The sequence below is a fragment of the Sphingobacterium alkalisoli genome, assembly GCF_005049105.1.
GTDB lineage: Bacteria > Bacteroidota > Bacteroidia > Sphingobacteriales > Sphingobacteriaceae > Sphingobacterium > Sphingobacterium alkalisoli.
Genome location: NZ_SUKA01000004.1, coordinates 207,951 through 220,658, shown reverse-complemented (window position 1 = coordinate 220,658; position 12,708 = coordinate 207,951). Strand labels below are relative to the sequence as shown.

At 40.8% G+C, this 12,708-nt stretch carries 5 protein-coding genes and 1 pseudogene; 1 reads left to right on the top strand and 5 read right to left on the bottom strand.

Going from position 1 to position 12,708, the window contains the following annotated elements:
* Positions 1-16: 16 nt before the first annotated feature.
* Together FAZ19_RS14110 and FAZ19_RS14105 are read right to left on the bottom strand one after the other, a co-directional pair.
* Entirely contained in the window at positions 17-1,426 is a 1,410-nt protein-coding gene (locus FAZ19_RS14110) for an alpha-L-fucosidase (RefSeq protein ID WP_229707597.1), read from the bottom strand.
* A gap of 87 nt (positions 1,427-1,513) precedes the next feature.
* Positions 1,514-4,069 (bottom strand): carboxylesterase family protein, encoded by a 2,556-nt coding sequence (locus tag FAZ19_RS14105; protein ID WP_136821392.1) that lies wholly within the window; start codon positions 4,067-4,069, stop codon positions 1,514-1,516.
* A 279-nt stretch (positions 4,070-4,348) separates the two neighbouring features.
* On the opposite strand from FAZ19_RS14105, the pseudogene FAZ19_RS24255 reads away from it, so the two are divergent.
* Positions 4,349-6,526, top strand: a pseudogene (locus FAZ19_RS24255) (S8 family peptidase).
* 70 nt (positions 6,527-6,596) lie between these two features.
* On the opposite strand, the gene FAZ19_RS14090 reads toward FAZ19_RS24255, so the two are convergent.
* From FAZ19_RS14090 to FAZ19_RS14080, 3 genes are read right to left on the bottom strand one after another with little or no spacing between them, the layout of a single operon-like run.
* On the bottom strand, positions 6,597-8,201 hold the full coding sequence (locus tag FAZ19_RS14090; protein ID WP_136821389.1) for a SusD/RagB family nutrient-binding outer membrane lipoprotein: 1,605 nt from the start codon (positions 8,199-8,201) through the stop codon (positions 6,597-6,599).
* Positions 8,202-8,230: 29 nt separating this feature from the next.
* The gene (locus FAZ19_RS14085) at positions 8,231-11,434 is read right to left on the bottom strand and encodes a SusC/RagA family TonB-linked outer membrane protein (RefSeq protein WP_229707602.1); all 3,204 of its coding nucleotides are present in this window, start codon (positions 11,432-11,434) and stop codon (positions 8,231-8,233) included.
* A gap of 38 nt (positions 11,435-11,472) precedes the next feature.
* The gene (locus FAZ19_RS14080; protein ID WP_136821387.1) at positions 11,473-12,675 is read right to left on the bottom strand and encodes an ROK family protein; all 1,203 of its coding nucleotides are present in this window, start codon (positions 12,673-12,675) and stop codon (positions 11,473-11,475) included.
* Positions 12,676-12,708 lie beyond the last annotated feature (33 nt).

The window sequence follows — 12,708 nt, the reverse complement described above, 5'->3', positions numbered from 1 at the left end:
AATATAAAACTCACTTTTACTTTGATTTTAATTGGATAACGCTTGCATATGCCAGATCCGTTTTTGGACTTTGAATTGTAACTTTGTCTTGTTTTTTACTCCATTTTATTTTTCCCGAGTAGCCAAGTACTCTAACATCCTTAATGTCAAATCCGGCAGGTACTGTAAATTCAAAAGATGAGGGTTTCTGATATGTATCGCCCTCGGAGAGGTGAAAAATATTGATTACTTTATTGTCTTTACTTCGGGTATAGTAATAGTCGCCTTCGTGATAAGGAGCAATAGCCCTTGTAGCAAAGACTGCGGATTCATTAACATTCATCCAGGATGCGAGTTCTTCAAGACGGTCATATGCTGCCTGATCGAAATCTCCGTTGGGACCAGGTGCAATGTTCAGCAGATAGTTACCTCCACGGGATATGATCTTAACCAAGGTTTCGACAATTGTTTTAGTAGGTTTGTATTGGTCATCGGGGATATATGAAAATGAGTTGCCCATAGTGATACAGCTTTCCCAAGGAATGTCCAACGGGTGTTCTGGCACCGCTTGTTCGGGGGTTACATAGTTTTCCCACTCTCCAGGAACTGTACGGTCTACGACAATGATACCTGGTTGATTTTGGCGAGCCATTTTACCGATGCGGTCCATGTCGATATCTTGTTCCACTTTAATCGTCCGTTGCCATTCCACTGTAGGATCAATTGTTTTAAAAGGCCGAACCCAGCCGCCATCCAACCACAGAATGTCTACTTTCCCATAGTTAGATGTCAGTTCATTTAGCTGATTGTACGTAAAGTCTTTGTATTTTCCCCAACGTTCCGGATATTTGGTCGGATCGTAGTTTACGTTCCGGTCTTTCGGTGGGAAGTATGGCCACCAGTAGTATTCTGTATGCCAATCTGGTTTCGAAAAATAAGCACCTATTTTGAATCCGTCATTTCTAAATGTATTAAAGATTTCTTTTGTGACATCTGCTTTTGGGTTTGTTGAAAACGGGGTGTTCGCGGAGGTGATCTTGTAGTCTGATTCTTGCGTGTCAAACATGGCAAAGCCATCATGATGTTTCGTTGTGAAAACGACATATTTCATACCTGCAGCTTTGGCTGCATTCGACCATTTCTGGGGATCGAAGTCCGTAGGATTAAACGTTTTCTGTAGGTTTTCGTAATTTTTGACATAGTCATAGTAGCTTTCACCATGTTCGGGCTTACGCTGTGTCCAGCCTTCGTCTTCGGGACAGAGACTCCAACTTTCCACAATACCCCATTGGCTGTACGTGCCCCAATGCATGAATAATCCAAATTTCATGTCCTGCCAGGTTTCGAGGTTGGCAATTACCTGTGGATCGGAAGGCTTTTGATATCCCGAGGATACGTTGTGAGCTTGTGAGTAACCCGAAAGATAGCATATGCTCGTAAAAAGCACTAAAAGTATGTTTATTTTGCGCGTGTGCACCATATCTGAAGTATATATTATTATGAGTTTTTAAAAATACAAATTATTGATTGAACATCAATTGATTCCCCATTGATTACTATAAAAACCGGCATCTACTACGTCATCCGCTCCGCTTTTTAACATTCCGAAACGGAAGAATAGATAATCCGGAAACCCGCTGGCTCCAGCGAAGTATTGATTAGCAGTGGCAGCACGCATGCCGTTGATACCAGTACCTGTAATTACACCAAGTGTATGGGTGTCGCTTCCGGGTTTCTTCCATGTAAAATATCCGCCGAGATCGTCTCCAGTATATTGTTTATCACCGACTTTGACACCTGAAGCGTCAACCGATATCGGACAATCCGCAAGCAGTATAGACCAGGCACGGTTTGTTGTCGCATTGCCAATAACGATGATGTTATGATCACGGTATTTCTCCGCAGAAAATTCATGATCGGCAACGATTTCAAAAGAACCATTGCCCCGATAATACCAAGATTCTGCGTCATACCTCGCTTTGGCTAAAGCCCATTTGTTTTCTTCTACTGTACCGTTTGTGCCATATACATACACCATCCGATGATTGAAAGCTTCTTTGAAAACTCCATTCCGATGTGGGCCTTTATCTTCTAGCGAAGGTTTGCTTATGATTTGCCAGGCATCGTTGTTTTTTTGAAGATAAACCGATGAGTTGTTGCCTTGTGGTATATAGCTGAGTTCGTTAAGGCTGTCTAATACGATTTGTACGGATCCTCCTTTTGCGAAAATAGTTAAATCCAGCTTCAGCATCTCAATATTATCTGTTGTACCTGTTATCATTCGTTTTTCTACGTCGCGATTGAGAACAACGTGTGAGAAGGCTAGGGCCTGCTGTTGCTGTATGATAGTCATCCAATAATACGACGCGGAAATGTTCGGGTTGGCCGTTTTAAAATCAATCGTTTGAACAGCTGTGTCGGCTTTGCGTTTGTGCCATTTGAAGTAGTCGAATAACGGTTTCCAGTCGACGCTTTCATCACCATACCAGTGCGATCCGCCTGGGTATTCATAATAATTGAAATTCGGATGAAATTTACCTAACACCTCGCGCATCTGTCTTGCATAGTGTACAGGTACAGTACGATCAGCGTCACCATGTAGTACATACACACCTAGTGGTTTGTAGTTCGTAGCATAAGCAATAATGTCGCTTTGGTTGCTAGCTCGTAAGAGTGTGTTTTCCATTTCGTTGCGTCCTTGGTCCGGTATAACGCCGTCAGCAGAACCATATCCTTTGAGGGTGGGGTATCCGGCACAAGGTGCAATAGCCGCCCACTTGTCAGGATAGGTCGCGCCGAGGAACCAGGTGCCATGTCCGCCCATAGAATGGCCGGTAAGATAGATGCGTTGTGAATCGGGCTGTAGCGTTTGTTTGGCTAATGTGAGCACCTCTAAGGCATCAAGACGTCCCCAATCTTCCCAATTGAAACCACGTGGACGCCTATTCGTTGGTGCGACCAGTGTGCCCCAGTCTTTGGCTTTATAAGCTTGCGCCTGTCCAAGGGCTTCGACGCCTGCACCATGTACGGAGAAGAACAGGGCATCGTTTGCCTTTTCACCTCCTATTGCGGGGTTTACGGCATAATATTGTACACTTCCATCTATTTCGCTTATAAAAGTAACACGATAAGGTTTGTCTGCCCGTAGACTGCGGAGGCTAATTTCTTGCTCATCCAGCGTTTTGTTTTTTCGGAATAGCGTAATTCGGGCAATAACATCCCCTACATCATTTACATGCGATGCGTTAAGTGTCGCCGCAATCTTTCGCGTACTATGTGGCGGTATAGCGGGTACGTCGGCCGTTGCCATGGCACCATCAATGCTGCTGTGTATCTTAAGGTCTTTGAGCGTTTCCGCCGATGTATTGACGACGACGATGCCCGCGACAAGATTTTGTCGATCTTTTTCTAAGATTACATCGGGTAGGGTAGTATCTTCGGTTTGAATGTATATGGGTTTATCGGGAAATTGCAGTTGGGCACTAACGAGCATGCCGCGGATATAGAATGCATTGATTCCCTTTTTTAATTTTACAGGAATGTTCATCCAACCCATTCGGTAGGGATCTCCCGCATGCAATTCACCATCAATCAATACTGCACTATTTCCTTTTACATTTAGTACAGCATCTTGGGCTTTGGGTGATTTATAGGTGATGTATAGATAACCTGTGCCAAATCCACGTCGTTGAAAGGCGGTTCGTTGGTTTGCAGTGGTCGATGAGCTTCTTTCGATTCTTCCCGGTCCTGCTGGGTTATTGGGGTTACGAAGGTTGCCCCCCACGCCGGGGGAAGGTCGAAAAAAGCCGGAAGTATCGGCCTCTAGTGATATCCACGTAGATTGTTCGGTGCTTTGCTTGCCAAGTATGTTCTGTCCAGCTTTAGGTTGAGCAACTGCTCCGCTGTAATAGTTCCAAAGAAACTCATCGGTATAGATGGCCTCCCGACCATAATTAAAGGGGAGTGGTAGGTAGAGTGCATTTTTGAACTGGTGCTTGCTTTGTGCGAAAGTTGAGAAGGGTAATAAGCATACTATACCTACTATTATCAGATGTATTTTAAGAAGTAGGGAAGAGAGAAATTTTTTCATGCATTAATAATAATCTAATTTTTTTCAACATGTATTAACAGGCTTTAATGTACGAAAAATTAGAATAATATAGTGTCATTATTAATCGGTTTATTAAATAAGTTTTTCGAGATTAAAAATGGTAAATGTTATTTCGTGCAAAAATAAGTGTATTTTATTCTTGAAATTACCGAACGGGATTATTACTTTTATAGAACCGATTTTAGCGTACATTCTTAGCCGATAAATAATAGTTTTTGCTCGTACACCTATTTTATCACTTTTAATAAAACATTTATTATGAAAAACAATCAATCTTTCTGGATACACGCTGTCCTATTATTTCTTTTTTTTGTGCTTATTGTGGGATGTAACAAGCAATCTTCCTTAGGTGTTAATGACGAAGAACTCAAGCTCGAACTAACCGAATCAGCTTATAATGCTAATGAGCATTTATATTATTGGTCTTCCAATAGGAAGTTTCTGCTGTCCATAGACTCATCCGTCGTCATCGTTGAGCCATTGAATGATTCTGCTAGTTTTATGCGAGACGTGCAATTGAAAAGGAAAGATCTAGGCATTAGTGCGACGCGTTTAGGAAATACCGGATTTTTAAAACTTTCGGCTGTTAAGGCTATTCTTCCTTTCTTGCAAGAAAACAAAAAAGCTATCAATATCAGAGCCATACATGTATCTTATCGGTTCAATGGAACCCTGGAAATGGTTCCTACGGGAGAAATCGTGCTCAAACTTAAATCTGGTGAATCAATCCAGAAGCTACTGGATCAATATAAGGGGCAGGTTACACTAGCAAAAACAGGACGAAGAAGTAAGTTCACCCTTCGAACAACGAACTTATCTGATGTTTTAAGTATCGCTAATCGCATCTATGAAAGTGGTATCGCTGAGTGGTGTCATCCCGACTTTATTGTACCGATCACCCGTAACTCGAATGATACCCATTACCCCCTACAGTACTATCTCAACCAAGCAAATAATATCGACATCAATGCTCCTCAAGCTTGGAATCTTTTAGAGTCATCATGTCCAATACGTGTGGCAGTGATTGACGATGGTGTGGAACCTCATATCGATCTACCGGCGACTCGGGTTCTTTCTGGGTATACTCCTAGGGTGTCAGGAGGAAACGGAGCGCCAGTTAATATCAACCGGTGGGATTTTGTTACTAGTCATGGCCAGAATGTGGCAGGAATCATCGGCGCTACTAAGGATAATAATGAGGGCATAGCAGGACTGGCTGATAATGTAGAGATTATTCCGGTCAATATTTTTGCGGACTGGTTTGTCGCCGCAAATAATTCAACAGGCTTCCAGGAGACTGCACAAGATATTGCAGCAGCGATTGAATGGGCTTGGGAAGACGGTGGGGCAGATATTTTAAGTAACTAGTGGAACTTTATTACTACGAGTACGAGTTCGCCTGGTTTCGATGATATCAGCGATGCGATTTCAGAAGCTCGAACACTGGGCCGTAATGGAAAGGGGGCAGTTGTTGTGTTTTCTTCTGGAAACGACCAAGCTCTTTTAGGAGGTGTTTCCTTTCCTGCAAATGTTAACGGGGTGATCACAGTGGGGGCAATTGATCGAAATGGCAATATTTGGGATTATAGTCAACGCGGCCCTCAAATGGATCTTGTAGCTCCTTCAGGAGGTGGCGGAAGCGCTGCGGACGTCGTCACCACTGATAGAATGGGCAGTTTGGGTCGTGACGCTGGAAACTACTTTCATGAGTTTAATGGTACATCCGCTGCCTGTCCACAAGTTTCTGGAGTCGCGGCGTTGTTGCTGTCTATGAACCCAAATCTTACGGAAGCACAAGTACGTACAACGCTACAAAATACCGCTACCGATATGGGAGCAAGTGGTTTTGATAACACCTTTGGCTATGGTAGGGTTAATGCATTTGCAGCATTAAATGCGATCGCGCCGTCCATATCAGGTGCCAATACGTTTTGTACAAGTAGCACCTACACGCTCAATAATCTGCCAACAGGGGCGACCGTTTCTTGGACTGCAACATCCGGAGTTACTTTGTCAACTAGTGGAAATAGTGTTACGGTAAGCAGGACTGGAACAGCTTATTTGAATACAACTTTGATAGCTAATATTACATCTGCTTGTGGTGCCATAATCAAAATAACGAAAACTATTGAATCGGGAGTGCCGAATGCTGTTAATATATCTATATATACGTCCACTACCAACACTAATACATATACGCCTATACATGTCGTTGCCGGATATAATGGTATGGATAGATGTAGTATATTAGAAGTTCAATGGGAAGTCAGTAGAACCCACGTGTTGGCTAGTGGGAATGTAACATGTGCTATTGATAATGGGGGAAACAAGAACATTTTCTTTCCTTCTCCAGGAGGCGGATCTATTAAGGCTAGAATACGTAATAGTTGTGGATGGAGCGGATGGAGTTTGCCTGTCTATTTTTCAGTTAACTAATTTTTAAATAAAAAAATGTGGTATTCTTCAAGGGAGAATACCACATTTTGCTGAAATTCGGGATATATACCTATTTGACGTCCCAGAAAATTTTCGTTGCCCGCGTGTCTTTTGCTCGTACAGATTCATAATTCACGCTATTGTTTGTCACTTCGCTAGAAGGATAAATTAATCGTACCGGAGGGTTTTGAAATCCATTTAGACTAGATACCGGAAATGCAGGAAGTATAGGGTATCCCGTTCTTCTATATTCCGACCAAGCTTGCTCCCCTTGTAACCAACCAAAATGTAGCCATTTTTGTGTGCCAATGAGTTTTAGCTTGTTCGTGGCATCACCGATGTACGCAATGTTCGAATTAGAAACAAAGTTGTTAATTTCTGCATCATTGGGTTTAGAGATTTTAATAGCGTGCGAGGATGTATTATTTAGATGATAGTAGAAGTTTATAGATTGTTTTATTGCAGTTTCATACGCTGTTTTTGCCTCTGTAGTGCTTCCCCATCTTTCTTGAGCTTCTGCTTTAATAAAGTTCACTTCTGCTGACGTCATAATAATTCCTGGAAGTTTTGAATTGATCCATGTTGTAGCGGAATCAACAACAGCAAAACGACGCGGACCATTCGTGCTATATTCGGTGTTAGCGTCTGTCGCATTTACCGTTATAGCAAGAGCATTATAATCCTCATTTTGTACAAATTGACCATTCACTGTTGGGCCATATTTGTCAAACAAAACATGAATACGTGGATCGTTCGAAGGCTTTAAAACAGTATTTACCATGTAATCAGGTGCATAGTGGCTAGGTAATTCTCTTAACGCATCAAGCAAACTTGATGTGTATGTAGTTAAAGGCTGAAGTAATACGTCTTCAATACCCGGAGAATAAGAGCCCATATTTGATCCATCTATTAGAGGATACTGAGAAGGATTGTTCAGTATCTCTAATATTTCGGTTTTTGCACTGTTTTCATCAACGTTCGATATTCTCATTAATAAACGTAATCTAACGGAATTTGCATATTTTTCCCATTTTAAAACGTTGCCTGCATTTAATATATCTGCACGAGTAAACTCTGCTGTAGTTTGTGCATTGTGGAAGAAAGACGATAATTCTTTAAGTCCTGATATAAATGTGCTGTAAAGCTCTTGTTGATTGTCAAATTTAGCCAAGGAGATCTGATCTGTTGAAGGCAAGCTACCTGCCTCGCTAAAAGGTATATCTCCAAAGTTATCGACAAGTTTGGACGCTTGGTCATATACAATGACACGAGCAGCGTTCAAGAAAATTTGTTTTGAAGCTTTTTCACTGTCTGAGAGTTCATTTAGATTTCTTTCCATAGCTCTGTACACACCCATGATTCCAGGAGAATAAAAGTCTCGCCAGTAGTCGTTGGTGTACGAATCATTTTGCTGATACATTGTATTACCATTTCCAAAATAAGCCGTTTGTGTATAACGAGCATGGTGCATCAAAATGAATGTCCGGTAATGCCAATACTCAGAACGTAATCTAGAATTATTTAAGACTTGTGTCAAGAATGCCGGAATATTAGCTTCAGCAGTTTGCTCTGGATTCCAGTATCTATTCTCTAGTTCTGATTTACAGGACTGTCCAGTTATGATTATGGACAAGCCTATTAAAAAGAACGCAATATTATTTTTTAAATTTTTCATCGCTTTTCTATTTTGATAGTATTTTTATGTTAGAAGTTCGCGTTCAATGAGAAGCCGAAACTTCTAGTTGCTGCGTTTGAACCTATGTCTATGCCTTGAGAATACCAATAGTTTCCAACAGGCGCTTCTGGATCGATATCTTTAATGGTTCGGTAGAAATAGAATAAATTTCTAGCTATCAATGATACCCTTACATTGTTCATTTTGAGTTTTTCAGTCACGGGACTAGGAATTCTGTAGCTAATCACTGCTTCTCTCAGTTTTATAAAATTATTATCTAGTATTGCGGCCTTTTCGTTCCAAGCATCATTTCCCCAATAGAAATTATTCATGTAATATTCCGCGCCGGACAAAAGCACTGTATTTGCATTCCCTGTGTTTACATTTACACCATCTAAGGTTATTCCTGACTCTCTATGTGCCAACGTGCTTTCTAACCGTCCTGCACCGTAAGCATACTTGTGAGGCATCGAGATCATCTGTCCTCCAAAACGATAATCAGCAGTTAGGCTCAAACTCATATTTTTGTAAGTGAAGTTATTTGTAAGACCACCTATTGCTTTTGGCATGATGTTTCCGCCTTTAATGTATTTCGTTTTATCAATAATATAATTACCTTCATCCGAAATTAAAAACTGCCCATTTTCATTTGTGCTTCGAGCATATGTGTATATATTTCCTAGTATCTCTCCGGGACGAGCCTCCATTCTAACAGAGCTTTGGTCAGCATCGTAAAAAATAAGACTTGGAATACCCGATATAAGCTCATCTAATTTAGACTTATTGGTTGCAAAATTAAGACGAGCATTCCAACTGAAATTATCATTCTGTATTGGAGTCCCATTTAATGAGACTTCCCATCCTCTATTAGATATTTTACCTACATTAACTACTTGAGTGGTTGCTCCCGTGGTTGGCGCAATAGACAAAGGCATGATTTGATCATCTATATGGTTTTGGTAATAGCTAACATCTAATCCTAGCCTACTTTGTAAGAACTTTAAATCTAAACCTACCTCTGTCTCAGTTTTCCTTTCAGGTCTTAAATCCAAATTTCCATAACTAGCATTAAGGTTTAGAGCTGGTACTGGTCCACCAACTGTAATCAATGAAGATTGCCCGTAGGAAACATTAGAAACATACATAGGAGCATCGTTACCAACAACACCGTAAGATGCTCGTAATTTTCCGTAGTTGAAAAAACTAGGAAGTTGAAAAGCTTCAGAGAAAACAAAACCCGTGTTTACTGAACCATAATTATAGGGGTTATTTTGCGCAGGTAAAGTTGAAGAATACTCAGTTCTACCTGTTGCTTCCAAGAAGAGGAAGTTCTTGTAGGCAAAATTTGCAAGACCGAAATATGCATACTTAATCATTTCCTTACGAGTATGTGTTGTAACAGCCTGTCCAAATGTATTATTTAAACTGAACCAATTTGCAGAAACTAACCCACCTTCGGTACGAGACATCTGGTCATCGTAATTTTCCATTCGCGATTGAAAGCCTCCACTCAGACTGAAATCAAAATCATCGGATATTTTATCTGAATAGGTCAAAAGAGCATCTCCATAGACGATAGAATATTGGCCTTTAGAGACTTCAAATTTTCCAGTACTGTTTGTTCCATTATATGTTACAGCATATTCATTGTGTTCTTTGTTTTCAATGTTAAGTGCCGTGACATCAGTACCCAGTCTTCCCCTAAGTTTTAACTTCTCTATAATACTCCAATTCATTGTGGCGCTTGAAAGAAATCTATCTTCCTTTTCTTCATAGATATTCCGATTCTGTTGCCAGAAATAATTTAATAGATTTACACCTCTAAAGGCAAGTGGAAACTCTTCTGGCCGGTTAGAGCCCACTGTAGAAAATTTGTAGCCATCGGATGTTTTGTAAAGTTGATCTCTCATTTTCGCAATATCTTCTGCTCCACTAAAAAAGCCGGCGTAAGAACCCAAAACATCTCCCATTAAACCGGGGCGGTTTTTAGTGTTTGTATTGACATATGAGGCAACAATGTCGAAATCTAATCTGTCATGTAGTTTTACATTACTGTTTAAGTTGAAACTACTTCTTTTTTGATTACTTCCTGGGACAATAGCTTTATAGTCCATATTCGAAGCTGAGAGCCTGTAATTGATTTTGTCTGTATTATTCGAGATACTTACATTAAAATTACTATTATGTCCGGTGTTGAAAATATCTTTGTAGTTGCCTGTATTGGCGGAATATTTTCTAATAGAACCGTCCCACCACCTGACGTCCTGTCCATCAAACTTAGGGCCGAATTGTCCCCAAGCGTTGTAGTTGACTAGGCGATCTCCCGGATATAATGAGTTTGTCATCCAGCCTTCTTCATTAGCCCCGACCTCTAAATTAGTCGCAGCGTCGTAACCAGGGCCATATTCATATTGAAGGCGAGGTAGAAATGCAGCATCCTCTATAGAACCTGAGTAATTAAAGTCTATTCCGAGTCCCCGATCCTTGGATCCTTTTTTTGTGGTAATAACAATTACCCCACTCGCTGCATCGGAACCATACAGTGCAGTAGCACTAGCTCCCTTTAAGATAGTTAAGGATTCGATGTCATTTGGATTGAGATCAAGCATACCATTACCACGAATACGGTTGTCAGACCAGATAGCTTGTCCCCCTGGATTTGTGACACCACCTGTATTATTTACACCACCTGCTCCTCCTTGCTGGTCGTTTCTGATAATAACACCATCGACTACATACAGCGGTTGCCGATTGTAGTTCAGCGAGTTGATTCCTCGAATCTGCATGTTGACAGCACTTGAAGCTCCACCTGGAGCTGTATTGATTTGGACCCCAGGTGCCTTTCCGTACAATGCGGACCCTAAGTTTGTGTTTCCCGCTTCTGTTAATTCTTTAGCAGAAATTGTGGTAGTCGCATATCCTAAGGCTTTAGCTTCGCGTTTAATCCCCATCGCTGTCACTACCACTTCATCTAAAGATCCTGCATCTTCCTGTAGTACAATGTTATGCGTAGTCGAAGAAACCGTTAGTTCTTGAGAAGCATAACCAATCATGGTGAAACGTATTTTTTCACCATTTGATGCTTGAATGGTGTACTTACCATTGGCATCTGTTTGTGTAACTTTAGATGTGCCAGGTACACTAGCTGTTACACCGGGGATTACCCCGTTCGCATCTGATACTATCCCTGTAACAGATTGCTGTGCAAATAAAGTCGTTATGCTAAAAAGCATGAACAACGATAAATAGCAGCATTTTAGGTAAAATTTGCTCATTGTGTTTGTTGTTTTAAGTTAATAGAACTTTCTGATTTTAAATTTTTCCATTTTGAATGCTCTACTGCAATACAAGCAGAGCCTAAGAGTTGGGCGTTTTTTAGTTTGGATATTTCAATTATAGTGTCTTTTGATAGTCTATGAATGCTGAATTCGAGTATAGCACTCTGAATCTGATGGGATAAGATGCGCCCGGCTTTTGCGCCTCTGCCACTGATTATTATTTTTTCGGGATTGATGATGTGCATTAATGTAGCAACACCTTTCCCCAGCATATATCCAATCTTGTTGATAGCCTCGATAGCAAGTTGATCTCCACTTATCGCTGCATCCAACAATTTGTCGCCCGTTATCCTCCCTTTGTTTTTGAAAGTTTGGGAAAGCATGGATTGTTCTCCGCTTTCAATTTTCGCTGTAGCAGATTCAACAGCTGCAACGAGTGAGGCTTCTACCTCTAAGCAACCTTTCTTGCCACAAGAACATAGCTTGTTAAGATTGGATAATGGTATATGACTAAACTCACCAGCATATCCACTATGTCCTTTAAAGAGTTTGTTGTCGATAATCATTCCCAATCCCACACCCCAATTTAAATTGATCACTAAGGCATGGTCAACATCCTTTACCGATCCCAGTTTTTGTTCGGCTATGGCAATTGCAGTAGAGTCGTTTTCTAAATAAGTCGGGATATGTGTATGGTCTTCTATTATTTTCCGTAGATTATATAATTCATTGTTTTTAGGATATGAATTATTGACCCCCGCGTGCGCATCGACAAAGCCAGGAGCTGTAATACCTACTGCAAGGATATCCGTTGGATTTAAAAATGGCAAGTAGTCGTCAATCAGTTTTGTTATTTCCCCTGTTGGAGAGATGGACTCTTTTAAATCTATAGCTATTGTTTCAGTCGCTTTAACGGCCTTGTTGGAAAAATCTACTAAGGCAATGCTCGTGTAGTATTGGTCAATAGCTATTGCGAGAATATAAGGTAAGTTTTTTACATTCAGCGAGAACTGAACCGGGCGTCTTCCTCCTGTCGATGGAGCTAATCCATTTTCGATAATGACTTCTCGCTCCAACAGATTGTTAACCGTCTTCGTGATATTAGGAACGCTTTTTCCAATATCGCTACTTAAATCAGCTATCGACTGCGGATTCGTAAAATAGAGGCTTTTTAAAATGGATAATTCAAGACTCATTGGATAGTTAAGTTTAAAACTATGTTAAAGATA

What these genes read in the sequence shown, in the direction of transcription:
- FAZ19_RS14090 (WP_136821389.1), bottom strand. Translation starts at nt 8,201, where the DNA reads ATGAAAAATTTAAAAAATAATATTGCGTTCTTTTTAATAGGCTTGTCC.
- FAZ19_RS14085 (WP_229707602.1), bottom strand. Translation starts at nt 11,434, where the DNA reads ATGCTTTTTAGCATAACGACTTTATTTGCACAGCAATCTGTTACAGGG.
- FAZ19_RS14105 (WP_136821392.1), bottom strand. Translation starts at nt 4,069, where the DNA reads ATGAAAAAATTTCTCTCTTCCCTACTTCTTAAAATACATCTGATAATA.
- FAZ19_RS14080 (WP_136821387.1), bottom strand. Translation starts at nt 12,675, where the DNA reads ATGAGTCTTGAATTATCCATTTTAAAAAGCCTCTATTTTACGAATCCG.